This window comes from Paraburkholderia lebeckiae, from assembly GCF_014201005.1.
Taxonomy (GTDB): Bacteria; Pseudomonadota; Gammaproteobacteria; order Burkholderiales; family Burkholderiaceae; genus Paraburkholderia; species Paraburkholderia tuberum.
Genome location: NZ_JACHDK010000001.1, coordinates 613,484 through 636,770 on the forward strand (window position 1 = coordinate 613,484; position 23,287 = coordinate 636,770).

The following is a 23,287-nucleotide window of genomic DNA, read 5'->3' on the forward strand; positions in this document are numbered from 1 at the left end:
TGTTATGACGTGCTCCACAGGGGAGGTATCGACGTGAAGAACAAAGCTCTGTTGGCCGCGCTTTGTCTCGTGGCTGCGACGGCATGCTCGACCCAGGGTCAGGTCGATCCCGATGTCATGCAGATCGCGACCAGGCCGTTGACGTGTTCGAACAAGGCCGAATGCGACCTCTGGTGGCAACGAGCGCAAACGTGGGTCGCGAGTCATTCGAAGTACAAGATCGAGACCGCTAACGACTCGCTGATCCAGACCGCCGGCCCGGACGGCGGCACGCGCGCGCTCGCGTTTCAGATCACGCGCGCCGCAGGTCCCGATGGCACCACCACGATCGGCTTTTCGGCGCATTGCGACAGCTCGCTCGGCTGCAAGCCGAATCCGTGGGAAGCCGGTGCGGATTTCAAGCAGTATGTGAGAGGCACCGCGGGCACAGGCGCCAGCGCGCCGCAAGGCAGCGCGACGCCATCGCAGAACGCGCCCGATGCGACGCATCCGGAGACGATGCCCCGTAACACGACCAGGCTGCCGAATGGCGAGGCGATGTCGCAATAGATCGAGCGGTGGCCGCAGCCGCGATGCATTCGCCGCTGCCGCGCATTTGCTTCAGTGTCCTAATGAAGGCCCGGTGCCTTCGCGCGGCTTCGTGATCCACACGAGCACCGCCAGCACGATAAACGCCGCGCCCGAGATGCGGAAGAAGTCGTTGGTGGCCATCATGTACGCCTGACTCGTCACCACCTGGTTCAGCTGCGCGGTCAGGCTGTCGCCGGACAGCCCGGCGCCCGCCAGCGCATTCGTATAGGCGTTGGTGTTCGCCGAATACGTGTTGACCGTATCTGCAAGCATCGCGTGGTGATAGATCGTGTCGTTTTCCCAGAACGTCGTGCTGATCGCGGTGCCGATCGCGCCCGACAACGTGCGGAAAAAATTCGACAAACCCGACGCGCTTGCAAGACGCTCGTCGGACACGCTCGACAGCGTGATCGTCGTCATCGGCACGAAGAAGCAGGCGACGCCGATCCCCTGCACGAGCCGCGGCAGGATCACGTGGCCGAACGGTACGTCGAGCGTGAACGTCGAGTTCCAGATCGATACGATCGCGAAAACGATGAACGCGAAGCTCGCGACCATGCGCAGATTCAGCCGATGCATGTTCTTGCCGATCATCGGCGACAGAAACAGCGCGAGCAATCCGACCGGTGCCGTGGCGAGACCCGCAAGGCCGGCCGTGTAGCCCATCACCGTTTGCAGCCATAGCGGGAAGATCACCACCGAGCCGAAGAACGCCATGAAGCCGAACGAGATGATCACGACGCCGAGCGCGAAGTTGCGATCCTTGAACAGCGACAGGTCGACGATCGGCTCTTTCTCCGTCAACTCCCACACGAGCAGGAACGCGATCGACACGAGCGCGATCACGGCGAGCGCCACGATGAACGTCGAGTTGAACCAGTCGCGGTCCTTGCCGAGGTCGAGCATCATCTGCAGGCACGACACGCCGGTCACGAGCAGCACGAGACCCACCGCGTCGATGCGCTGGCGCGTCGTCTGCGTCTCGCGGCCACGCAGCAGCAGATACGCGCAGAATGCCGAGAACAGGCCGATCGGCACGTTGATGTAGAAGATCCACGGCCACGTGAAGTTATCGGTGATGTAGCCGCCCATCACCGGGCCGAAGATCGGCGCGCAGATCACGGTCATCGCCCATAAGCCGAGCGCGAGTCCACGTTTGGCGGGCGGGTAGGAGCGCATCAGGATCGTCTGCGACAGCGGCACCATCGGCCCGGACACGAGCCCTTGCACGAGCCGGAAGGCGATCAGCGATTCGAAGTTATGCGCGAAACCGCAGGCCGCCGACGCGATCGTGAACAGCAGCACGGACAGCGTGAAGAGTCGTACCTCGCCGACGCGTCGCGCGAGCCAGCCGGTCAGCGGCACGGCGATCGCCGAGGCGACCGAGTACGACGAGATCACCCAGGTACCCTGGCTTGCGGCAACGCCGAGGCTGCCGGAAATGGTGGGCACCGCGACGTTCGCGATCGAGGTGTCGAGCACCTCCATGAAGGTGCCGAGCGCAAGGCCGACGGTAAGCAGCGCGAGCGTGCCGCCCTGGAGCGGGGCGAGTTCTGCTGCGGGCAGCGTGGCGTTGGAAGCCGTGGCATCCATAGGTTTGTTCTCCTCAGGCGGCGAAAGCTTGTCACGGCAGCCTTATCGCGTGTTTCAGACACGATGCTTGCATGCCGCATCACCCTCTGCCCAGACAGATATCTGATGACAATGACGCCTTGGAAAAGCGCCTCGTGATTGTCCTGCTAGTACTTCGTGATGACGCGCCGTCGCCATCCGACGACGACCGTTGTTTGACACATGCTTCGGCTCATCCCGGCGGCTCGTCTGGCGGTGGCGCCGGGCCGCAACCCACGTCGGCATCTCCCTCGGGACCGTTTGCGATGAAACGGGCGAGCAGGTGAATCAGCGTCGCGTGCTCCTCGGCGGTAAAGCCGCGCAACTGGTCGTTCAGCACAGTTGCGCCGAGGTTCGGCAACTGGCGCGCGGCCTCCTGGCCCTGCGGCGTCAGCTCAAGTTTCACCATGCGTCGGTCGTCGCTGCTGCGCGTGCGCACGACGAAGCCCTTCTTTTCCAGCCGGTCGAGCAGACGCGTCATCGAGCCGCTGTCGTACGACATCGCGCGCGAGAGCTCGAATGGCGTGCTCGCGCGCCGCGACGACAGCATCAGAATCACGCCGATCTGCTGCGCGGTGAGCCCGAGCGGCTTGACCGCACGGTCCGTGCGCTCGACCAGCACGTTGCGCGCTTTCGTCAGGTAGTAGCCGAGACTGCTCGTGAGCTCGACCTCGTCCGCTTTATAGGGGCCATCAGTCATGGGGTATCCGCAACATCCAGGCAAGACAAAGTTTAGCTGCCTAAGCAGACAAGTCAAACCGCATTTTGCGGTGCGCAACGAGGCCAACCGAAATACAACAGTCGAATCATCCGCGCCGCACAGTATCTTGAAATTTGATTGCATAGTCAATATTATGACAAGCAATGAGTTTTGCGCATCCTGCGCCATTCGAGACCATGTTCTGACCGATCGACCGCACGCCGCACGCCTCGCGACGCGCGCCAAAGGATTTCACCGATGCTGTACCTCAAAAACACGCTTGGCGGCCTCAGCCGCTCACTGATTCCGCACTCCATGGCTTCCAGGGCCGGCATCGCTGGTGGAAGCTCGCGCTGTTTGCGGGACTGTTCGTGCTGCCGGGTGGGTCGGTTGGTGTCGCGTTGCTCGCGTGGGCCGCGCATCGAAGGGGGGACGAAGCGGGCGAGGAAAGGCAGCGTCAACGTCAACGCCAGCAGCCCCAATCCACGGAATCGCGACTCTGAGGGTGCACCGATTCGCAGCGCGCTTTTCGGCACACAGTTTCGCTTCGTCTCGCCATCTGAACCAGCGCGAACCCGCAGCCCCTCGCGCCGCCGGTAACAACGCGTAACCATCGCGTCACCGCAAGTAACACACCTGCGCACCGCCTCGCATTAACCTTTCGGCTTTCAGTTTCCCGCGCTCGCGCGGGCTCATACGCTAACATTCCGGCAGACCACGATCTCGCCCGGCCGGTGGCGCCATTCCCGGCCGCGCCGCGGCGTCCAGAAGGAATTCATTGCATGCAGTCTGATCGAATCTCGCGCGCGCGGGCGCTTGCGCCGCGCGTCCTATCCCTTGCCGTGAGCGCGGCCTGCGCGACGCTCCTGGCCGCCTGCGCGGTCGGCCCGAACTATCAGCGGCCGGCCACCGAGATCCCCGCGTCGTTCAAGGAAGCCGCACCCGGCTGGAAGGTCGCCGAACCCGCCGATCAACACGACCGCGGCGACTGGTGGGCGATCTACGAAGACCCGAAGCTCAACGAACTCGAAGACAGGCTCAACACCGCGAACCAGACCATCGCGCAATTCGCCGCGAGCTACCGGCAGGCGCGCGCGCTCGTCGGCGAAGCGCGGGCAGCGTACTTCCCGACGATCGGTGCTTCGGCGGGCGCGACGCGCTCGGGCAACGGCACGCAAAGCAGTGGCAATGCGACTACGGCGACCAGTCGCGAGGGCATCACCAACAGCTTCAACGTCCAGATGACGGCGAGCTGGGAGCCCGACCTGTGGGGCTCGGTCACGCGCTCGGTCAATGCGCAGAAAGCCGGCCAGCAGGGCGCGGCCGCCGACCTCGCGAACGCGCGCCTGTCCGCCCAGGCCACGCTCGCGCAGACCTACTTCCTGCTGCGCGCGCTCGACTCAACGCAGAAGCTGCTCGACGACACCGTGATCGCCTATCAGCGCTCGCTGCAACTCACGCAGAATCAGTACGCGGCCGGCGTCGCCGCGCGCTCGGACGTGATCCAGGCGCAAACGCAGCTGCAATCGGCGCAGGCCGCCGCGATCGACAACGGCATCCAGCGCGCGCAGGACGAGCACGCTATCGCGGTGCTGGTCGGCGTGCCCCCGTCGATGTTCTCCCTGCCGCCGATGCCGCTCACCGCGACACCGCCCGCCGTGCCTGCGCAGATGCCGTCCGCGCTGCTCGAACGCAGGCCGGATATCGCATCGGCGGAACGCAAGGCCGCGGCGGCGAACGAGCAGATCGGCGTGGCGATCGCCGCCTTCTTCCCGTCGCTGACGCTGTCGGCGACCGGCGGCTTCGAGAACTCGGTGTTCTCGCAATTGTTGACGTTGCCGTCGCGCTTCTGGACGCTCGGCCCGCAACTGGCCGGGACGATCTTCGACGCCGGCCTGCGCAAAGCGCAAACCGAGGCCGCGCGTGCCACCTATGACGCGGATGTCGCGACCTATCGGCAGACGGTGCTCGCCGCGTTCCAGGACGTCGAGGACAACCTCGCATCGCTGCGCATCCTCGAACAGGAAATCGTCGTGCAGCGGCAGGCGGTCAACTCGGCGCGCCAGGCGCTCGCCATCGTGACGAACGAGTACAAGGCGGGTACGGTCGGCTTCGTCAATGTGCTGACCGCGCAGACCACGGCGTTCACGGCCGAACAGAAGCTCGAGAATATCGCCGGGCAGCGGATGGTGTCGTCGGTGGGGCTCGTGAAGGCGCTCGGCGGCGGCTGGGACGCGTCGCAGATGAATCGCGAGACCGGCGATGCCGCGGCGCCCGCGCCGCTGCCCGCATCGGCGCCGACGGCTGCGGCCACGTCAATCGGCGCGGCGTCCATCGCATAGAGCACCGCGTCGGGCACAGACGCGCCGCAGGCGCGGGTGCAGAGCAAATAATGTCCGCTGCGCTCGCCGCGCAGCAACGCCACAAAACAGAAGAGGCATGGTCGCAACTCGCGGCCATGCCTCTTTTTTCGTCGCGCCACGCGCGCGAAACACGCGCCTCGGCACACATCAGCGCACGTCAGCCACACCTCAGTGCACGAACGTCAGCGCCACCGTATCCGGCCCGCTAGGCCGGCCAAGCAGATTCAGCAGGCCGGCGAGGTTATCGTGCTGTTCCGGCGCGGCGCTCGCCGTGCCACGAAACGACGTCGATGCGGCCGACACCGTGCCGCTGCCGGTCAGCGTCAACGGACCCTTGATCGTGCTCAGATCGAGCGCCGACGACGTACCCTGCGCCTGAAACCTGACCCGGTACGACCCGAGCGGCTTCACGAGCGACACCCGCGAGCTGACGTCGTCGAGCATCATCGTCAGCTGGCCGAACGCTTCGCCGTTGAAACTGCGCCAGTCGGACCACGACAGCTGCACGTTGCCCTGCAGATCGAGCGTGTTGAATGGCGCGCCAAGCCCCACGAGCAGCGACGCCGGCACCGCGAGCACGCCTGGCGTGACGGTTGCGCCGCGCGGCGTCGCTTCGACCGTGACCGGGTCGGGCATCGCCTCGCTATGGCGCATGACCATGCGCACGCGTCCGGTGAAAAGCGGCCAGAACGCCGTGCGCCATTCGACCCGACCAGGCAGCAGCGTCGCCGCGCTCATATCGGCGCCGGCGGCCAGCATCACGGTCGCCGAGCCGTGCCACAGCGAGCCCTCGGCGTCGACGAGATTGACGTGCCCGTGCGTTTGCCGCGCGAACTGCGGCGTAATCCAGGCGGCCGGCAGTAACGCGAGCGTCACGGCCGCCACCGACAAAACGGCGACCACCAGCCACGGCAGCGCCGCACGCAGGCGCCACATCCAGTAATTCATGCGAGATCCTGTAGCGAGCGGGGCGTTGCTATTTCGCGGTCGACGGTTGCAGCGCGACCGTCAGATCGACCTGGCCGTCGTCTTTCAACGCGGTGATGTGCGCCTCGGAGACCTGCACCTTGAACTGCTTGCGCACGTCATCGACCCACGCGGTCCAGGCCGGAAACGCCACGTTTTTCATTTGCACCTGCACCGCGTTGCCGACGAACTGCACCTGCGTCGCGGCGAGGCCATGTTCGCCGAGCGATGCGGAAAGCGCGTCCTTCAGCGCCGCGCCGGTCGGCGCGACACCTTGCGCGGCCGCCGACAGCGAGCGCGCCTCGTTCGACTGCGCGGTCATCTGCGCGAGCTGCCGCTGCAGGCTCGGCAGCGATTCACGCAGGTGCGCGCGGCCGTCCTGCGCGGGCGCCCACAGCACCGACCAGGCAATCGCCACGGCGAGCGCGGCGCCGCCCCACGTCAGCAGCGCCTTTTCGCGATCGGTGCGCTGGTCCCAGAAGCCAGCCCATGTTTGAGCGAGTTCAGCTTTCATTGTCCGTTCCTGATGGTCCACTTGCCGGTACTGCTGTCGATCGCGCCGGTGAGGCCGTTGCGCGCGAGGCGCTTGGCGAAGTCGGGGTCGACCTTGACCGCGGGTTTGAAGGTCACGTCCAGGCGGTGCTCGTGATAGTCGAGCGCGGCAATGCCGTTGACCGGCAGCGGCGACAGCGAGCGCGCGAGGCCGTCGGCGAGCGACAGGAAATCCTCCGGCGACAGCTCGCCCGCCGCCACGCGCAGCTGTTGCACTTGACGCGCCATCTGACCGGGCGCGTCGAGTACGACGGTCGTCTTCGGGAACGTGTTGAGCAGCAGCTCCGTCATCTGCGTGTTGATCGCGTCTCGCTGACGCGCAAGCATCAGCCACTGCACGTTCGCGCCGATGATCGCGACGACGAGCGCGGCGACCGCGAGCACGATCGGCAGACGCAGACGCCGCAGCGTCGCGCGATCGAGACGCCACGGCTGCGACGCGAATTCGAACTGGCACAGGTCGAAGCGGCACTCGAGCGCGCGCCGCGCGAGCTGCTCGAACGGCAGCGGACTCGCGCCGTGAATATGCGAGGCGAGCCGCGCGGGACTCGTCGTGGATTGGTTCGGCTCGTTGCCGGGCACCTCGGTCAGCATGTACAGCGACACCGGCGCCGCACCCGCTAGCGCGGACAGCGTCGCGTTCACCGCATCGGCCGGCGCCGCGAAACCCTCGCCCTGGACACCGCGTGCAATCGCCAGTTCTACGCGCGGCACGCCGCTGTCGACCGCGCCTTCGATGAGCAGCGCGGGTGCGGTCTGCACGACCGCACCGAGCACCGCGGCCACCATCGGCACGACGGACGGCGCTACGGGCGCGACCACCGGCGCGACGCTCGCCGCGCCGGCCATCGCCGGCTCGCGCGCTTCGGCTGTTTCATCGGCGTTCGCGGCAATTTCGGTCACCGGCGCCAGCGGCAGGCAACGCGTGACCGGCACCGCGCGCAGACTGCGATGACCGGCCGCCGTGAACGCCTCATAGATGAAACGGAACCAGCCGCGATCAATGACCGCGAGCAGGTGCCGACCCTCACCAAGACCCTGCGGATCGACCGCGATATGGCAGGTCTGCGGGTCCTGAATCAGTTGATCTTCGACGATATTGGGCAGCGCCTGGCGCAGCTTCGGGCCACGCAGCGGCGGCAGCGTCGCGGGCATCAGCAGCAGGTCGCGCGCGGCGAGCATCAGCACCGTCGTGCCGGCGCGCGGCAGCAGCGCGAGCGCCGAGCGGCCGGCGCGCTGCGTGCGCCCCGTCTTGTCGAGCAGCACGAACGGCAGCTCGGGCAGTTGCCATTCCTGCGAGGGCACCGCCGGATCACGCGGCGGCAATAGGACGATCAGCGTGCTCAAAGGCCACTCTCTCTATGGATTGCGTTGTTCACAGTTGGTCTTGTACCCGCACGATACGCGTGGTGTGAGTCAGTGGATCGCGATAGACGAGCGTCGTGCGATCCACTTCGGCGCGCTCGTGCTGCACACTGCCGTGGACTAAAAAGTAGCTCGAATTGACGTCGAACTGATTCGGATCGATCGACACCGATTGCACACCGGCTGCGGTCAGCGCGAGCTGCACGTCGCCGACGTTGCGGAAAAACACGGTCTGGCGCCGCGCGACGAGTGCTTGCGCCTGCGACACGGTCATGCCCGGCACAACCGCCGCGATCACTTCGGCCGACGCGGTGTTCATGTTGATCGCGGTGGTCGTAGGCAGCACGGTGACGAACGGCCGCAGCTTCGCGACGATCTCCGGCGTGTAGCCCGGAATGTCGAGCAGCGAATCGACGCTCGTCATCAGCAGCGGCGCGACCGCCACATTGTCGTCGCCGTCCTCGATGCCGGGCTGGTTCGTGAAGTTGCCGCCCGTCATACCGCCGCCGCCGCCCACCTGCGGCGTGCTGCTGATCGACGTCCCGGTCTGAAAGCGCGTCGCCGATTGCGACAGCCCCGCGCGCACGTGCAGCGCGGTCACTTTGGCGAGCTGCCCGCTCAGGCCGAGCGACACCAGCAGGCGCTGATACGCGGCCATCTGCTCGGCGCTGATTTGCGTCACGCCGGGCGCCGGACTTGCGACCAGATTGCGCAGATTGAATCGGGACTGCGCGTCCTCGATCGAGCCTGACAGGTAGGTGGCCGCGCCTTGTTCAGCGCGTACCTCGCCAATCTGGCCGAGAAAATCCGACAGCCGGGTTTTCGCGATCGGCACGCCCCACAAGCCTCCCAGATACGTGATGCCAGCCGACGTATCGCCTTCGGAGCGCAGAATCAGCCGGGTCCAGTCCAGCGCGCCACGCGCGACCCATTGCGCCTGCGACAACAGCCGCTGATTCTCGATGCGCCGGATTTGTACCTGCTGGCGCCACAACATGCCGGATACGAGGATCGCCGACAGCGCGACCACGAGCAGCGCGCTGATGATGGCCGCACCGCGCTCCCGCGCGCCGGCCACGCGCGAAACGGATGCCGGTTTTTTCGACGACGACGAGGAGAACGTCATGTCATTCTCCGACCAGAAAAACGCGCGTGACCGGTCGCGCGAGCGATGTTGCGCCGATGCTGACCTCGAGCCCCGTCACCGAGCGTGGCATCGGCGCGTTGCCGAGCTGCGGCACCTTCAGGTTGTTGACGGCCTCGTTCATCGCGGTTTGTACGTCGTTCATCCGTATGGTCCAGCCGAGCTTCGGCACGTACATGCGCGCCGAGATCGAGCCGACGCCAGCCATCAGCGGCACCGCGCTCCAGCCTTCGTCGCTGCCGTGCAACGCGCGCCGCAATTCGCCGACGTTGCCGAGCGGCGGCGACGCGTAGCGCACCACGCGGCCGTTCGAGATCTGATAGCGCACCACCTGCAGACGCGGCGCGGTGGCCGGCAGCACCATGTGCCGCACGATCTGCAGCGCGTTGCCGGACACCGAGACCGCGGCCTGGCTGGATTCGTCGTCGCTGGCGGCCTGGCGCGCATCGATGCGCATCTGATCGAACAGCTGCGCGAACACGCGTTCGTCTTCCATCGCGTTCGTGATCGTCGTGCGGCCGCGGATGATCTGATCGAGCCCGCGCCATGACAGCACGGCGATCACCGCGAGGATCGCGATCGCGACCAGCAGTTCGATCAGCGTGAAGCCGCGCTCGCCATAACGGCGGCGGCGCTCACAGCGAGCGGTTGTTTTCATTCGCGACCACCGTGACCATCTGCGCGAGATTGCCGGACTGCCCAGGCATCGTCACCATCACTTCGACACGGCGAAACACCGGATTCGGCGTCGCCGTCACATGCTCGGTACAGCGCAGTTGCAGATTGCCTTGCGAGCAATCGAAGCTCGTTGAGCCGATGTTGGGCCATGCATGCTTCAGATGAAGATCCGCGAGCGCGTTGTCCGCGCTCCAGCCGGCGAGCAGACGCCGGTGCAGATCGGCTTCGCCGCTCGCGAGACTGCCGACCGCGCGCAGCGACGCGGCAAGCGCGACCGCGATGATGGCGAGCGCGACCAGCACCTCGATCATCGTGAAGCCGCGCTCCTTGCGGCACCCGACATCGCGCATCGTGAAGAGGGAAGGGGCACGGACCGACCTGCCATAGCGAAGCATCCGCATCTCAGCGCACCTCGTAGCGGCCATTGCCGGTACCGACGATCGTCGCCTGGCCGGCCGCCGAAAACAACGTGACCTGCACCGGCACGTCGATCGCCTCGGTACCGAACACGATGCGATCGGCGTGCGAATCCGAGCCCGGGTAACTGATCGCGACACTGGTCACGCCGCCTTCCCACTGACGCGGTCCGAGCAGATCGTCGCGCAGCGGACGCCAGCCGTCCTGGGTGCGCTGATCGAAACGGAAGCCGCCCTCGAACGGCTGCCACGCGATCGGCCGCGCGCGCACCTGCGCTTCATCGCCAGCCGATTCGAACAGCAGCGCGAGACGCTGCGCTTCCTCGTTCAGATCGGTGCGCGGATTGCGGGTCATCGTGACCGCGGTCAGCGACACGAGCAGGCCCGCGATCACGAGCACGACCATCATTTCGAGCAGCGTGAAGCCTGCCGCGCGGCGGCGGAGCAGTCGGGAGCGCGGCCGCGAAGCCATACACGGGGTGTCCACACGGGACTTGCAAGCGGACGTGCGCATAGTGCCGGCCATCGACGATCAACGGAAATTCATACAGCAATGCATCGGTGAAGCATGCACACTTGCACGCGCCGCGAACATAACGGCGTGGCGGGCAGGGCGCCTGGCGAAACAAGCGGCCGAACCGGTGGCAAGGAGGGCGCGTGCATGAACATCATCGAGACTGGCGGGATGCCAGGTTCAGCCTGTTCATTGCCAGGACCCGACGTCGGAGTCGTTGCCTTCGCCGCCCGGTTTGCCATCGGCGCCGTAGCTGAACACATCGATCTCGCCGTGCACGCCCGGATTCAGGTACTGATACGAATTGCCCCACGGATCGTTCGGCAGACGCTCGAGATAGCCGCCGTCCTTCCAGTTGTTCGGCACCGGGTCGGTGGACGGCTTTTCGATCAGTGCGCGCAGGCCTTGCTCCTGGGTCGGATAGCGGCCGTTGTCGAGGCGATAGAGCTTCAACGCCTGCATCACTGTGCCGATGTCCTGCTTCGCGGCGACGCGCCGCGCTTCGTCCGGACGGCTCATGATCTTCGGCACGATCAGCGCGGCGAGAATGCCGAGAATGGCGATCACGACCATGATTTCGATCAGCGTGAAACCGCGTTGACGACGGCCGCGCGAACCCGCGTTGTCAGCGCGGCGAATGGTCGACAGTTGCATAGGTTGCTACCTCTTTTCAGGTGAAATTTTCGGCCCGGGTCATCAGATTGAACACACCGGGCCGTCATTTTAATGTCATGCAGTTGAAGGGTTTCAACCCACCGCAATTTTCACAATAGTCCGTACAATGTGCGCATGAACGCCATCCAAATCCGCCTCCTGTCGCTCGCGCTGTTCGCCGCTTTCTGCGCGACGCTGACCTACTGGGTCATCACGCTCACCACAATGTCCGGCGCGCCGTTGCCGGCTGCGGCAGCGCATGCGCAGGTCTCGACAGATCAGGCCGCGACGCTGTTCGGCGGACAGCTCACGCGCAACGTCAATCAGGACATCCATCTCTTCGGCATCCTCGCGTTGAGCGAAGGCGCCGCGGCGATCGTCAGCGTCGGTGGCGAGCCGCCGCGCGCGGTGTCGCTCGGCAGCGCGCTGATGCAAGGCACCAGGCTCTCCGAAGTCCGCGCCCGCTCGATCATCATCGACCGCAACGGCGCCCACTCGGAAATCTTCCTGCCCGCCAACACCAGCGGTCCCACCATTTACGTGCGCTGAAGCCCGAAGCGGTTGCACGGCTGATACCGCACGCCGCGCAAATCCTTTCTCTTCCTTCCTCGCGCTACGACGACTACTACTGCACGAGGTTGTTCAGTTCGATGATCGGCAGCATCACCGCGAGCACGATCACCAGCACCACGCCCCCCATCGCCAGAATCAGCAGCGGCTCCAGCAGGCTCGTCAGGAACATCGTGCGACGCTCCAGCTCGCGCGCTTCGCCATCGGCCGCGCGATCGAGCATCGTCGTCACGTCGCCGGTCGCTTCGCCCGAGCGGATCAGGTGCACGAGCACCGGCGGAAACGTCTTCGTGTTGCCGAGCGCGCGCGACAGCGACGTACCTTCGCGCACTCGCACGATCGCGTCGTCGATGTTCTCGCGCATCGCATTGTTGCTGAGCGTTTCGGCCGCGGCTTGCAGCGCGCGCAGAATCGGCACGCCCGCCGCGGTCAGAATGCCGAGCGTGCTAGCGAAGCGGACCGTGTTATAGCCGCGCACGAGCTTGCCGATCAGCGGCGCGGTCAGCAGCCAGCGGTCGAAGGCGAGCCGCGGGCCCGGTTGCCTGAGCGTCGCGCGAACCAGATAGACGATCACGATCACGCCGATCAGCATCGCCCACCACCAGTGGCGCACGAAGCCGGACAGCGCCATCATCGCGATCGTCAGAAACGGCAATTGCTGTTTGGTGCTCGCGAACACGTTGACGACCTGCGGCACCACATAGCTGAGCAGGAACGTGACGATGCCGAACGCGATGATCGTGACGATCGTCGGATACGTGAACGCCAGCACGATCTTCTGCTTCAGTGCATTGCGCTGCTCGATGTAGTCGGCGAGCCGCGACAACACCAGGCCGAGCTTGCCCGTGTGTTCGCCGGCCGCGACGAGCGCCCGGTAGATCTCGGGGAAGTCCTTCGGATGCTGCTGCAGCGCATTCGCGAGCGAATGACCGCCGAGCACTTCGGCGCGAATCGCCGCCATCAGCTCGCGGATGTAGTCGCGCTCCGACTGCTCGGTGAGCACCGCGAGCGCTTCGTCGAGCGGCAGGCCCGCGATCAGCAGACTCGCGAGCTGCCGCGTCAGAATGGCCTGCTCGCGCTGCGACAGACGACGCCCGAGCGCGAGCCGCTGATTGCGCTCGCCGCGCGTACGCGACGCCGCCGGTTCGACGACGAGCGGAGTGAGTCCCTGCGAGCGCAGGTTGGTCCGCGCGCCGCGTGCACTGTCGGCGTCGAGCACGCCCTTTTGTGCCTTGCCCGCCGCGTCGATCGCTTCGAAACGGAATGCCGGCATGCGCTTATGCTCCGCCCGTCACGCGAATCACTTCTTCGAGCGACGTCAGTCCCGATGCGAGCCAGCGCTCCGAATCCTCGCGCAGCGTGCGCATGCCGTGCGCGCGGCCCGCTTCGAGAATTTCGGCGTCCGCCGCGTTGCGGTGGATCAGCGAACGGATCGTTTCATCGATCAGCAGCAGCTCGTAGACGCCGCGCCGTCCCGCGTAACCGGATTGGCCACAACGGTCGCAGCCGACCGGATGCCAGCGCTTGCTGCCGTCTTCCTCGGTGCGCTCGTCGCGGCACACCGGGCACAGACGCCGCACCAGCCGCTGCGCGAGCACGCCGAGCAGCGACGACGCCAGCAGATACGGCTCGACGCCCATGTCGGTCAGACGCGTGACGGCGGATGCCGCGTCGTTCGTGTGCAGCGTCGCGAGCACCAGGTGGCCGGTCAGCGAGGCCTGCACCGCGATCTGCGCGGTTTCGAGGTCGCGGATTTCACCGATCATGATGATGTCCGGGTCCTGACGGAGGATCGAGCGCAATGCGCGCGCGAAGCTCATGCCGATCCGCTCGTTGACCTGGGTCTGGCCGATGCCGGACAGGTCATATTCGATCGGGTCTTCCACCGTCATGATGTTGGTGGTCGCCGTCTCCAGTCGCGACATCGACGCATACAGCGTCGTGGTCTTGCCGGAGCCGGTCGGGCCCGTCACGAGCACGATGCCGTGCGGCTTGCCGATCAGCTTGTCGAACTTGCCGAGCGTGTCGGATGCCATGCCCAGCGCTTCGAGATTCAGTCGCGCCGCGTCTTTTTCAAGCAGCCGCAGCACCGCGCGCTCGCCGTGGCCGGTCGGCAGCGTCGATACGCGCACGTCGACCGGACGACCGCCGACGCGCAGCGTAATGCGGCCGTCCTGCGGCAGACGTTTCTCCGCGATGTCGAGCTGCGCCATGATCTTGATCCGCGAGATCAGCGCGCCGTGCAGCGCTTTTTTCGGCCGCACCACGTCGCGCAGCGTGCCGTCGACGCGAAAGCGCACCACGGACGCATTCTCGAACGGCTCGATATGAATATCCGATGCTTGTTCGCGCGCCGCTTGCGTGAGCAGCGCGTTGATCATGCGGATGATCGGCGCGTCGTCTTCCGATTCGAGCAGATCCTCGACCTCGGGAATGTCCTGCATCAGACGCGATAGATCGACTTCGCCTTCCACTTCACCGACCACCTGCGCGGCGCTGCCGTCCTGGCGCGCATAGGCCTGGTTGATCGCCTGCGCGAGATCGTCGGCGGGCACGCGCACGACCGATACCGCGCCGTAGTTGCGCGCGACTTCGGCAAGCGCGGCTTCGCTCGTGCGCTCGCTGATCCAGACTTCGAGACTATCGGCATACTGATGCGCGACCAGGATCTGGCCGCTGCGCGCGAAACCGTACGGCACGAGCCGGGCGGCGAGCGGCGAGGGCGCCGCGCGCTCGCCGGCGGCGTCGCCGTTCAACAGACCTTGCGATGGCGCGGTTTGCGCGGACGCCTGCGTCACGGATGCGCTCCCGGCGACACCGTGCTCGGTACCACGCCGCTGGCCGGATTGACGACCGCCGGTTGCGGCACGGTTTGCGGCATCGTTTGCGGCACGGGTTGCGTCGTGGGCTGCGCGTTGGCTTGCGGCACGGCCTGCGGCGGTACCTGTTGAGGCACCTGTTGCGGTGCCTGCTGCGGCATCATCTGCTGGCGGCGCATCTGGTTCAGATCGAACAGGTTCAGCGCCGGCACACCGCCCTGGCTCGGGCCTAGCGGCATCGGCGGCACGACCGGATCGTCGTGATCCTTCATGATGTTGTTGTCCGAACGGTACGCACCCTGCACGCCCTGGATGTAGTCGTAGCGGTTCGCCGTGACGGCCTGGGTGGTGTCGTGATCGGCGAGAATGACCGGGCGCAGGAATACCATGAGGTTAGTCTTGTTGCGCGTCTTCTGCTCGGAGCGGAACAGCTGGCCCAGCCACGGAATGTCACCGAGCAGCGGCACCTTGCTGTTGCTGACCTGGTAGTTGTCCTGCATCAGGCCGCCGAGCACGATGATCTCGCCGTTATCGCACAGCACGGTCGACTGGATCGAACGCTTCGTGAATTCCGGGCCCGCCGGGTTCGTCGCCGCGTTGTTCGTACCGTTCACGATCGCCGAATCTTCCGTGTAGAGCTGCAGCTTCAGGATGCCGCCGTCGGTAATCTGCGGCTTCACGTGCAGCGTCAGACCGACGTCGACACGGTCGAACGTGTTGAACGCCGCGCTCGTCGTGCCGCTCGTCAGGTTCGAGTACGAACCGGTCTGGATCGGCACGTTGGTACCGACGATAATCTTCGCTTCTTCGTTATCGAGCGTGATCAGGTTCGGCGTGGACAGCACGTTCGCGTCGGCAGTCTGTGACAGCGCCTGCAGCAGCGCGCCGAGACCCTGCACGCCGAAAATGTTGTGAATCCAGCCAACGTTCAGGCCCTGCTGCAGGGCTCCGTTGCCGAGCGCCGTGGCGAGACCGCCGGTCGAGCCGGCAGCGGCCGCGGCCGCCGTCAGGTTGATGATGCTGTTGCCCGAGCCAGTCGCAAGGTTGGTACCGGCAAACAAGTTACCGTTCGCGACCTGCCACTGAATCCCGAGGTTGCCGCTCGTATTCGAGTTGAGCTCGACGATCAGCGCCTCGATATACACCTGCGCGCGACGTGCATCGAGCTGGTCGATCACCGCGCGCAAGTTGCGGTACGTCGCTTCGGGCGCCGTGATGATGAGCGAGTTGGTTGCGGGATCGGCCGTGATCATGCCGCCGCCCTGGTCTTCGCTCTTCTCCTTCTCTCCGCCGAGAAAGCCGCCACTACTACTATTCGAGCCTGAGGCGCCGCCGCCCATCGGCGAGTTCATCGAGCTGCCGCCGAGTCCGCCTGACGGCAACGGTGGCGTGCCCGACGTGCCGGTCGAATTGCTGGCGTTCGACAGACCGCCCCCGCCGCCACCACCACTGCTGTTCTGGTTGAACGAGTTCGCCTCGTTCGAGCCGCCCGACGAGCCTTCGCCGCCGCCCTTGCCGAGCATGCTGCGCAGCGTGCGCGCGAGCTTGGTCGCGTCCGCGTTGCGCAGCGGCACGACGTGAATGTTGCCCGGCATCGCGGTCGGCACGTCGAGCTGTTTCGCGAGCTCCTTTGCCGCCGCGAGACGTGCGGTGTTCGACGCGCGCATCAGTAGCGAGTTGGTGCGCGGATCCGACGCGATCGACACCTTCAGCGTCGCGTCCGTGCTGCCGATCGAGCCCGGATCGAGCATCTTGTTCATCTGCTGCGCGATGTCGATCGCATTCGCATTCTTCAGCGGTACGACCGCCACCGACTGGCCTGCCGCGCTATCGATGCCCGCTATGATCTGCGCGATGCGCCGCACGTTGTCGGCGTAGTCGGTGACGACGATCGTATTGTTGGCGGGGTAGGCCGCGACGGTGTTGTTCGGCGAAATCAGCGGACGAAGTACCGGCAGCAGGTTGTTGGCCGATTCGTTCCTCAGCGTGAAGACCTGCGTGACGACCTGGTCGCCGCGCGCCGTCGGCGCGTTGCCGACGTACGTCGGCACGCCTTGCAGCTTGGCGTCGGCCTCGGGCACCACTTTCAGCACGCCGTGATCCTGCACGAGCGCGAAGCCCTGCATGCGCAGCGCGGACTGCAGGGTTTTGAGAGCCTGATCCTCGGGTACCGCGTTTTCGGACACGAGGTTCAGTTGCCCCTTCACCCGCGGATCGACGATGATCGTCTTGCCGGTCGCCGCGCCGATCGCTTTGGCGACCTGGTCGATGTCGGCGTTGACGAAGTTGAGTGTCACGTCTGCCTGTGCTGTGTGCGCGGTGATCAGTCCAGCCACCAGCAGCGCCGTTGCCACGCGACGCAAAGCCATACAATTTCTTCTCATGGAATGTGATATCGATGCCGGCAGCCTCTGCCACCGACGGTCATGCGATGCGGACCTGGCAGCAAGCCACCGCCCGGTCGGTCTGTGAGCCGGCCCCAAAAGCGAGTTTCGCTTCGAGCACCAGCGTCCCGACGTCCGAAAAAAACGAACAGTAACAGCTTTTCATGTCGGATTTGAAACAAAACAAAGGGCCCCATGCGAATCCTTAAGGAATCGCAGGGTTGTTGTTAAATTGAAAGCTAACGGCACCGTACACAGACGCCATTACCCGGCTTTGTACGGTCTTATGTCGGTTAGCCAACTTGACGAAGGTCGGACTGCCGGTATGATACGAGCCGTTCGACTCACTGCTATGTGTTTGCTGACGCGGGTTTTCCCCGATGCTCGACAAATGCCCGGCCAGCTTGCCGTTGCGGCCGAAATGCGGCCGGCAAACTGCCTTACCGATTCTTACCTCGGGTTTATCTAGTCCTGTTGACCGATGAAAAGTCCGCTCGTCACCGTCGCCGCCACGCTCGCGCTGCTAGTCGCAGCCGGCTCCGCGCGCGCCGACTGCTTCGACGAAGCGGCAAAGTATCAGAAGGTCAACCCATTGATTTTACGGGCTATCGCGTGGCAGGAGTCGCACAACCGGCCGGATGCGCAGCACAAGAACGCGAACGGCTCGACCGACTACGGTGTGATGCAGATCAATTCGGTGCATCTGCCGGTGCTCGCCCAGTACGGGATCTCGCAGGGCACGCTGATGGAGCCGTGCAAGAACGTATATATCGCGGCGTGGCATCTGCGCCGCCAGATGAACAAGTACGGCAATACCTGGCAGGCGGTCGGAGCATACCACTCTGAGACGCCGGCGTTGCGGGACAAATACTCGCAACAGATCGCCGCGATTCTGCGCCGCTGGAAGTTGATGCCCGCGCAGTAGGCTTCCCCAGCGCTGTCGCTCGCGCAGGCTGCGCCCGTTTTAATGCACAATGCGGCTTCATGCTGCTGTCGCGCCGTCGCAGCGACGCCGACCATTTGGCCCCGCCCCCGGCACGCCTTTCAATCCTCCCGTATTCTGTACCGCGATGAACCAGCCGCTATTGCCCATCACCGTGCTCTCCGGTTTTCTGGGCGCCGGCAAGACCACGCTCCTGAATCACATCCTTGCGAATCGCGCCGGTTTGCGCGTCGCCGCGATCGTCGACGATCTCGCCGCGGTCAATATCGAGCCGACGCTCGTGCGCAAGGCGGCCGACCTGTCGAGCGTCGACGAGCAGGTCGTTGAACTCAAGAACGGCTGTATCTGCTGCGCGCTGCGCGACGAGCTGCAAAACGAAATCCGTCGCTTCGCCGGCGAAAATCGCTTCGACGCCCTCGTGATCGAATCGAGCGGCATCGCCGAGCCGATGTCGAGTGCCGAAACCATCACATTCGAGGGCCACGAAGGCGCGTCGCTTGGCGACGTCGCGCGGCTCGATACGATGGTCACGATCGTCGATGCGTTCAACTTCCTGCGCGATTACGCGTCGGCCGACGCGCTCGCCGAACGCGGCATCACGGTCGACGAAGACGACGACCGTACGATCGTCGAATTGCTGATCGAGCAGATCGAGTTTTGTGACGTGCTCGTCGTGAACAAGATCGATCTCGTCAGCGCCGACGAGCTCGCGCGTTTGCAGCGCATCCTCGCACGCCTGAACCCGCGCGCGGTGCAGCTCGTGAGCCGCTTCGCCGACGTGCCGCTTGATCAGATCGTGAACACCGGACGCTTCGATTTCGACGAAGCGTCGAATGCGCCGGGCTGGCTCGCGGCACTCGAGCACGAGCACGGCGGTCAACACGGCCACATGCATCGCAGCGAAGCCGACGAATACGGCGTCGGCCATTTCGTCTATCGCGCACGCCGGCCGTTTCATCCGCAGCGGCTGTGGGAGCTGCTGCATCAGGAGTGGAAGGGCGTACTGCGTAGCAAGGGATTCTTCTGGCTCGCGACGCGCAACGATATTGGCGGTTCGCTATCGCAGGCTGGTGGCGCTTGCCGGCACGGTCCGGCGGGCATGTGGTGGGCCGCGCAGGATCGCAGCGAATGGCCGGCAGGCGACGAGGAGCTGGCGGCCGAAATCGCCGCCGACTGGTACGGCGCGCCGGACGATACCAGCATCGGCGATCGTCGTCAGGAGTTCGTGCTGATCGGCGTGAATATCGACCCCGCCATCTGGCGCGCGAAGTTCGACGCCTGTCTGCTCACCGACGACGAATACGCGCTCGGGCCGCAAGCCTGGCAGCAGTTCCCTGATCCGTTCCCGGCGTGGGAGTTCGACGACCACGATCATGACCACGATCATGACCACGATCATGATCATGATCATGATCGCGGCCATCATCATCACGGGCACGGCGACGACTGCGAACATTACGGACATGACCACGGCGAGAACGCACATCGTCATGACTGAACGAAGCACCCCCGCGCTTGAACCACAATGCGTGGACGAAAAAAAACCCGCCGCTGGCGGGTTTTTCTCGCGGGTGTCAACTGCCCGGCAGGAATCTGCCTAGCGCTTGTTGACCGAGTCCTTGAACGCCTTGCCTGCCGTGAATTTGACGGTCTTGGCAGCCGGGATCTTGATAGTTTCGCCGGTCTTCGGATTACGACCCGTACGCGCTGCGCGCTTGCCCGAACCAAAGCTACCGAAGCCAATCAACTGGACCGCCTCACCCTTCGACACAGACTTCTTGATCACTTCAAGCAACGTGTCCAGCGTTTCACCGGTTTGAGCCTTGCTGGCGCCCGTCTGTCCTGCGACAGCGTCGATCAGTTCCTGTTTGTTCATTAAGGTTCCTTTCTGAGTTTAGGTTGATACGAACAGCGCGACCGCGCCGATTATACGTGCGCGCACCGCGCCGTCGAGCAGCTGCGGCCCTGATCCTGAAGATCTCCCGCGCCGGACAGAACACTGTTCGGCAGCCGTGCTGCCGCTCCCTTCGCGGCGCTTGCTATGATAGCGCAGCGCAAACCCAATCAGGATAAGGGTTTCGAGGAATTGCACGGTTTTCGGGCCGTTCTTGCAAGGAAATCGAAATTTTGCCCCTCAGCACCCCCTAAACGAGGGCTGAAACCCAGTCCTGGCGGGGGGTTAGCGTTGGTTTTTGCCAACGCAGCAAAGTGTCTAGATGCGTCCTGATGGGTTTTTTACGGCGACGCGCGCGCAGCGCGCGCCGGCTCGAACCATCGAACCCGCTCTTTCGAGCGACCTTTTGAGCGTGTTTTCCCGTCGCGCATGACCGATCCGCTGATCCCCGCCGTCCTCGCTTTCCGCGACAATGGCAGCCCCTTTTCACCACACTACGACGACATCTATCACAGCGCCGTCGGCGCGCTCGAGCAGGCTCACTATGTCTTTCTGCGCGGCAACGAATTGCCCGAAAGATGGCAGAGCCGCCGTACGTTCACCGTGCTCGAAACCGGCTTTGGCATCGGCATCAACTTTCTCGTCACGTGGGCCGCATGGCGCGCCGATCCGGCTCGCTGCGAGCGGCTGCATTTTGTGTCGACCGAAAAGCATCCGTTTAGCGCCGCCGATCTGCGCCGCCTTCACGCAACGACGATCTCCGATCCGCTGATCGCCGAGCTCGCGGACACGCTCGCGAACGCTTGGCCGATGCTCGTGCCCGGCACGCACCGGCTCGAATTCGAAGGTGGCCGCGTCGTGCTGACGTTGATCTTCGCCGATGCGCTCGACAGCCTGCCCACATTGCGGCTGCGTGCCGATGCATTCTATCTGGATGGCTTTGCGCCCGCGAAAAATCCTGAGCTGTGGAGCCCGGCGATCTTCAAGTCGCTCGCGCGCGTCGCGGGCGATGACGCGACCTTCTCCACCTATAGCAGCGCGGGCGACGTCAAACGCGCGTTGACGCAATGCAGCTTCGAGTATCGCAAGGTCGACGGCTTCGGCTGGAAACGCGCGATGCTGGTCGGTCGCTTCGCGCCGCGCTGGCGTGTGCGCCGTTATGAGCCGCCCGCGCCGTTCGGGCACGACGAACGTCACGCGGTCGTGATCGGCGCGGGACTGGCCGGCTGCGCGGTGATCGAGCGGCTCGCGGCGCGCGGCTGGCGCGTGACTTCGCTCGAGCGGCATGCGTCGGTTGCACAGGATGCGTCAGGCAATCCAGCCGGCGTATTCCACCCAATGATTTCGCGCGACGACAGCGTCGCGTCGCGCGTCACGCGGGCGGGCTTTCTGTACGCGCTCAATCGTTGGGCCGCACTCGAAAGTGCAGGGCATCGGCTCGCGCGCGGCGATCGCGGTCTGCTCCAGATCGCCGCGGACGACGACGAGGCGCGCGCAATCGGCGAGGCCATCGGCGCGTTCCGCTATCCGTCCGACTACGTGACGCCGGTGTGCGCGTCCGATGCCGAGCGACTCGCCGGCGTGCCGCTCGCGCGTGGCGGCTGGTTCTTTCCGCGCGGCGGCTGGATCGATCCTGCTTCGCTGTGCACGGCGCAATTCGCATCGGCAGGCGGCTTGCTCGAACGACGCTTCGGGGTCGACGTCGCGCGGCTCGAACGTTTCGGCGATCAGTGGACCGTCTTCGATATCGCGGGAAAGGTGGTCGCGCGAGCGCCGGTCGTGATCGTCGCCGGTGCGCATGAAGCTGCGCGCATCGCTGGCTTGCGTCATGCGCCGACACGCAGCATTCGCGGCCAGTTGAGCTTGCTGCCGGCGGGTACCGTCGCGCCGCTCGCGCTGCCGGTGATCGGCGAGGGCTACGCCGTGCCGCTCGCGAACGATGTCACGCTGACAGGCGCGACCTATGAACTCGACGACCCCGACACGTCGCTGCGCGCGGACGGTCATCGCGAGAATATCGAGCGCGTCGCGCAGATGTTGCCGTCGTTCGCAAGCGCACTCGATGCCGCGCCGCTGACCTCGCTCGCCGGACGCGTTGCGTTTCGCTGCGTCACCTCGGATCGCATGCCGATGATCGGCCAGCTCGCCGACGAAGCCGCTGCCGCCCGCGACGCTGCCCGCCTGCGCGGCGCATGGCCGCTCGATCTGCCGCGCCTCGACGGTCTGTACGGCGCATTTGCTTATGGTTCTCGCGGGCTGGTGTGGGCCGCGCTCGGCGCTGAACTGATCGCCTCGCAGATCGAAGGCGAGCCGTGGCCGCTTGAACGCGATCTCGCCGAAGACATCGACCCTGCGCGTTTTCTGCTGCGGTCGTTGCGGCAGGGAACGATCGGTTAACCGGCTTCGACCATCGCGAACTTATCTCTGCGCCCGGCACGTCAACTCCGCCCGCCTGTAAACCTGGTTAAACCAGGACTCCGGCTTATCCACCGCAACTTGTGGATAACCGCGCGGTTAACCGGCGCAAGTCGTGTGGAACCGTTGTGGACGTAAACGGGGTAACTCGGACACCGCGAAAAAGTGCGAAAAGTTGCTCGCGTATACCGGCAGCCGCCGCACATGCTGTGCATCCGGTTATGCGGCCGGGAAGTCGATGATTTGTTTCGGTAAACGCAGGTTATCCACAGAAACCGAGGCAGCTTGTTAACTGTTACTACGTATACATACGGTAAACAAGTAAACAGCAAAGACGGGGGCTAACGCCCTGCCTATCGGGCCAGTGAATTTCATTTGAGTTCGCCTAAAACGGATCGCTCAAGGCGCTGCGTTAACCGACAAAACCGCGCATCGAAATCACCGACGCAGCGGTAACGCCCGGGAGCGGATTCGCCGTTCGCGAGGTAGTCGAAACTGACGCGATACCTCGGAAAAAGGTCGCTTTTTCCGTTCATTGAGAAAATAACGTACTTTTTTACCGTTTTGCCTGCGAGTTAACGTCTTTTCGGTTAACGCGGAAAAAGCTATGGCACAATCCCCGTTCTTTTTCGCGTCGTGCCACGGCAACTGACGGCACGCGCAGCAATGGAACGGTGCCGGTCAAACAGAATCTGATTCAAGGTCGACGGCGTTCCTTCACCGTGCCTG

At 64.8% G+C, this 23,287-nt stretch carries 20 protein-coding genes; 6 read left to right on the forward strand and 14 right to left on the reverse strand.

Annotated features, from left to right (window positions below):
* Positions 1-33 precede the first annotated feature (33 nt).
* Entirely contained in the window at positions 34-549 is a 516-nt protein-coding gene (locus tag HDG39_RS02740; protein ID WP_184003012.1) for a hypothetical protein, read from the forward strand.
* A gap of 51 nt (positions 550-600) precedes the next feature.
* Here the strand turns inward: HDG39_RS02740 and HDG39_RS02745 are convergent, their stop codons facing one another.
* Both HDG39_RS02745 and HDG39_RS02750 read right to left on the reverse strand, forming a co-directional pair.
* On the reverse strand, positions 601-2,163 hold the full coding sequence (locus HDG39_RS02745) for a DHA2 family efflux MFS transporter permease subunit (RefSeq protein WP_184003014.1): 1,563 nt from the start codon (positions 2,161-2,163) through the stop codon (positions 601-603).
* Between the two features lie 211 nt (positions 2,164-2,374).
* Positions 2,375-2,881 (reverse strand): MarR family winged helix-turn-helix transcriptional regulator, encoded by a 507-nt coding sequence (locus HDG39_RS02750; RefSeq protein ID WP_184003016.1) that lies wholly within the window; start codon positions 2,879-2,881, stop codon positions 2,375-2,377.
* A gap of 782 nt (positions 2,882-3,663) precedes the next feature.
* On the opposite strand from HDG39_RS02750, the gene HDG39_RS02755 reads away from it, so the two are divergent.
* Positions 3,664-5,223 (forward strand): efflux transporter outer membrane subunit, encoded by a 1,560-nt coding sequence (locus tag HDG39_RS02755; protein WP_184003018.1) that lies wholly within the window; start codon positions 3,664-3,666, stop codon positions 5,221-5,223.
* Positions 5,224-5,412: 189 nt separating this feature from the next.
* On the opposite strand, the gene HDG39_RS02760 is transcribed toward HDG39_RS02755, so the two are convergent.
* From HDG39_RS02760 to gspG, 8 genes are all read right to left on the reverse strand, one after another.
* Complete coding sequence (locus HDG39_RS02760; RefSeq protein WP_184003020.1) at positions 5,413-6,192, reverse strand: type II secretion system protein N; 780 nt, start codon at positions 6,190-6,192, stop codon at positions 5,413-5,415.
* 28 nt (positions 6,193-6,220) lie between these two features.
* Complete coding sequence (locus HDG39_RS02765) at positions 6,221-6,724, reverse strand: type II secretion system protein M (RefSeq protein ID WP_184003022.1); 504 nt, start codon at positions 6,722-6,724, stop codon at positions 6,221-6,223.
* The gene (gene gspL / locus HDG39_RS02770; protein WP_184003024.1) at positions 6,721-8,109 is read right to left on the reverse strand and encodes a type II secretion system protein GspL; all 1,389 of its coding nucleotides are present in this window, start codon (positions 8,107-8,109) and stop codon (positions 6,721-6,723) included. Before gspL ends, HDG39_RS02765 begins: the two co-directional genes overlap by 4 nt.
* A 28-nt stretch (positions 8,110-8,137) precedes the next feature.
* Positions 8,138-9,253 carry a type II secretion system minor pseudopilin GspK gene (gspK, locus tag HDG39_RS02775; RefSeq protein WP_184003026.1) on the reverse strand — a complete coding sequence of 372 codons (1,116 nt, stop codon included), beginning with the start codon at positions 9,251-9,253 and terminating at the stop codon, positions 8,138-8,140.
* 1 nt (position 9,254) lies between these two features.
* Positions 9,255-9,929, reverse strand: a complete 675-nt coding sequence (locus tag HDG39_RS02780) for a PulJ/GspJ family protein (RefSeq protein ID WP_184003028.1) — start codon at positions 9,927-9,929, stop codon at positions 9,255-9,257.
* Positions 9,907-10,299, reverse strand: a complete 393-nt coding sequence (gene gspI / locus HDG39_RS02785; protein WP_184003227.1) for a type II secretion system minor pseudopilin GspI — start codon at positions 10,297-10,299, stop codon at positions 9,907-9,909. The genes HDG39_RS02780 and gspI overlap by 23 nt, the downstream gene beginning before the upstream one ends.
* Positions 10,300-10,351: 52 nt before the next feature.
* A complete protein-coding gene (locus tag HDG39_RS02790; protein ID WP_260327490.1) occupies positions 10,352-10,837 on the reverse strand; it encodes a GspH/FimT family pseudopilin in 486 nt (161 codons plus the stop codon).
* Positions 10,838-11,068: 231 nt separating this feature from the next.
* Positions 11,069-11,533, reverse strand: coding sequence for a type II secretion system major pseudopilin GspG (gene gspG / locus HDG39_RS02795; protein ID WP_018418898.1), 465 nt, complete (start codon positions 11,531-11,533; stop codon positions 11,069-11,071).
* Between the two features lie 135 nt (positions 11,534-11,668).
* Here gspG and HDG39_RS02800 point away from each other — a divergent pair, with 135 nt between their 5' ends.
* Positions 11,669-12,082: a type II secretion system protein N gene (locus tag HDG39_RS02800; RefSeq protein ID WP_184003032.1), complete on the forward strand. Its 414-nt coding sequence runs from the start codon at positions 11,669-11,671 to the stop codon at positions 12,080-12,082.
* 76 nt (positions 12,083-12,158) lie between these two features.
* Here HDG39_RS02800 and gspF read toward each other — a convergent pair whose 3' ends face one another.
* The 3 genes from gspF to gspD are packed head-to-tail and all read right to left on the reverse strand — an operon-like array spanning position 12,159 to position 17,291.
* Complete coding sequence (gene gspF, locus HDG39_RS02805; protein ID WP_184003034.1) at positions 12,159-13,376, reverse strand: type II secretion system inner membrane protein GspF; 1,218 nt, start codon at positions 13,374-13,376, stop codon at positions 12,159-12,161.
* A gap of 4 nt (positions 13,377-13,380) precedes the next feature.
* The gene (gene gspE, locus HDG39_RS02810) at positions 13,381-14,901 is read right to left on the reverse strand and encodes a type II secretion system ATPase GspE (protein WP_184003038.1); all 1,521 of its coding nucleotides are present in this window, start codon (positions 14,899-14,901) and stop codon (positions 13,381-13,383) included.
* On the reverse strand, positions 14,898-17,291 hold the full coding sequence (gene gspD, locus HDG39_RS02815) for a type II secretion system secretin GspD (protein ID WP_184003040.1): 2,394 nt from the start codon (positions 17,289-17,291) through the stop codon (positions 14,898-14,900). Before gspD ends, gspE begins: the two co-directional genes overlap by 4 nt.
* Positions 17,292-17,787: 496 nt before the next feature.
* Between gspD and HDG39_RS02820 the strand changes: the two genes are divergently transcribed.
* On the forward strand, positions 17,788-18,231 hold the full coding sequence (locus HDG39_RS02820; protein WP_090802338.1) for a lytic transglycosylase domain-containing protein: 444 nt from the start codon (positions 17,788-17,790) through the stop codon (positions 18,229-18,231).
* A gap of 145 nt (positions 18,232-18,376) precedes the next feature.
* Positions 18,377-19,747: a GTP-binding protein gene (locus HDG39_RS02825; protein ID WP_184003042.1), complete on the forward strand. Its 1,371-nt coding sequence runs from the start codon at positions 18,377-18,379 to the stop codon at positions 19,745-19,747.
* Positions 19,748-19,846: 99 nt separating this feature from the next.
* On the opposite strand, the gene HDG39_RS02830 is transcribed toward HDG39_RS02825, so the two are convergent.
* Positions 19,847-20,125, reverse strand: a complete 279-nt coding sequence (locus tag HDG39_RS02830) for an HU family DNA-binding protein (RefSeq protein WP_018418891.1) — start codon at positions 20,123-20,125, stop codon at positions 19,847-19,849.
* Between the two features lie 447 nt (positions 20,126-20,572).
* Here HDG39_RS02830 and mnmC point away from each other — a divergent pair, with 447 nt between their 5' ends.
* Positions 20,573-22,540, forward strand: coding sequence for a bifunctional tRNA (5-methylaminomethyl-2-thiouridine)(34)-methyltransferase MnmC2/FAD-dependent 5-carboxymethylaminomethyl-2-thiouridine(34) oxidoreductase MnmC1 (gene mnmC / locus HDG39_RS02835; RefSeq protein ID WP_184003044.1), 1,968 nt, complete (start codon positions 20,573-20,575; stop codon positions 22,538-22,540).
* Positions 22,541-23,287: the final 747 nt, after the last annotated feature.

Excerpts from the sequence above, each read along its gene's own strand:
- HDG39_RS02745 (WP_184003014.1), bottom strand. The coding sequence starts at position 2,163 with ATGGATGCCACGGCTTCCAACGCCACGCTGCCCGCAGCAGAACTCGCC.
- HDG39_RS02750 (WP_184003016.1), bottom strand. The coding sequence starts at position 2,881 with ATGACTGATGGCCCCTATAAAGCGGACGAGGTCGAGCTCACGAGCAGT.
- HDG39_RS02755 (WP_184003018.1), top strand. The coding sequence starts at position 3,664 with ATGCAGTCTGATCGAATCTCGCGCGCGCGGGCGCTTGCGCCGCGCGTC.
- HDG39_RS02760 (WP_184003020.1), bottom strand. The coding sequence starts at position 6,192 with ATGAATTACTGGATGTGGCGCCTGCGTGCGGCGCTGCCGTGGCTGGTG.
- HDG39_RS02765 (WP_184003022.1), bottom strand. The coding sequence starts at position 6,724 with ATGAAAGCTGAACTCGCTCAAACATGGGCTGGCTTCTGGGACCAGCGC.
- gspK (WP_184003026.1), bottom strand. The coding sequence starts at position 9,253 with ATGACGTTCTCCTCGTCGTCGTCGAAAAAACCGGCATCCGTTTCGCGC.
- HDG39_RS02780 (WP_184003028.1), bottom strand. The coding sequence starts at position 9,929 with ATGAAAACAACCGCTCGCTGTGAGCGCCGCCGCCGTTATGGCGAGCGC.
- gspI (WP_184003227.1), bottom strand. The coding sequence starts at position 10,299 with ATGCGCGATGTCGGGTGCCGCAAGGAGCGCGGCTTCACGATGATCGAG.
- HDG39_RS02790 (WP_260327490.1), bottom strand. The coding sequence starts at position 10,837 with ATGGCTTCGCGGCCGCGCTCCCGACTGCTCCGCCGCCGCGCGGCAGGC.
- gspG (WP_018418898.1), bottom strand. The coding sequence starts at position 11,533 with ATGCAACTGTCGACCATTCGCCGCGCTGACAACGCGGGTTCGCGCGGC.
- HDG39_RS02800 (WP_184003032.1), top strand. The coding sequence starts at position 11,669 with ATGAACGCCATCCAAATCCGCCTCCTGTCGCTCGCGCTGTTCGCCGCT.
- gspF (WP_184003034.1), bottom strand. The coding sequence starts at position 13,376 with ATGCCGGCATTCCGTTTCGAAGCGATCGACGCGGCGGGCAAGGCACAA.
- gspD (WP_184003040.1), bottom strand. The coding sequence starts at position 17,291 with ATGGCTTTGCGTCGCGTGGCAACGGCGCTGCTGGTGGCTGGACTGATC.
- HDG39_RS02820 (WP_090802338.1), top strand. The coding sequence starts at position 17,788 with ATGAAAAGTCCGCTCGTCACCGTCGCCGCCACGCTCGCGCTGCTAGTC.
- HDG39_RS02825 (WP_184003042.1), top strand. The coding sequence starts at position 18,377 with ATGAACCAGCCGCTATTGCCCATCACCGTGCTCTCCGGTTTTCTGGGC.
- HDG39_RS02830 (WP_018418891.1), bottom strand. The coding sequence starts at position 20,125 with ATGAACAAACAGGAACTGATCGACGCTGTCGCAGGACAGACGGGCGCC.
- mnmC (WP_184003044.1), top strand. The coding sequence starts at position 20,573 with ATGACCGATCCGCTGATCCCCGCCGTCCTCGCTTTCCGCGACAATGGC.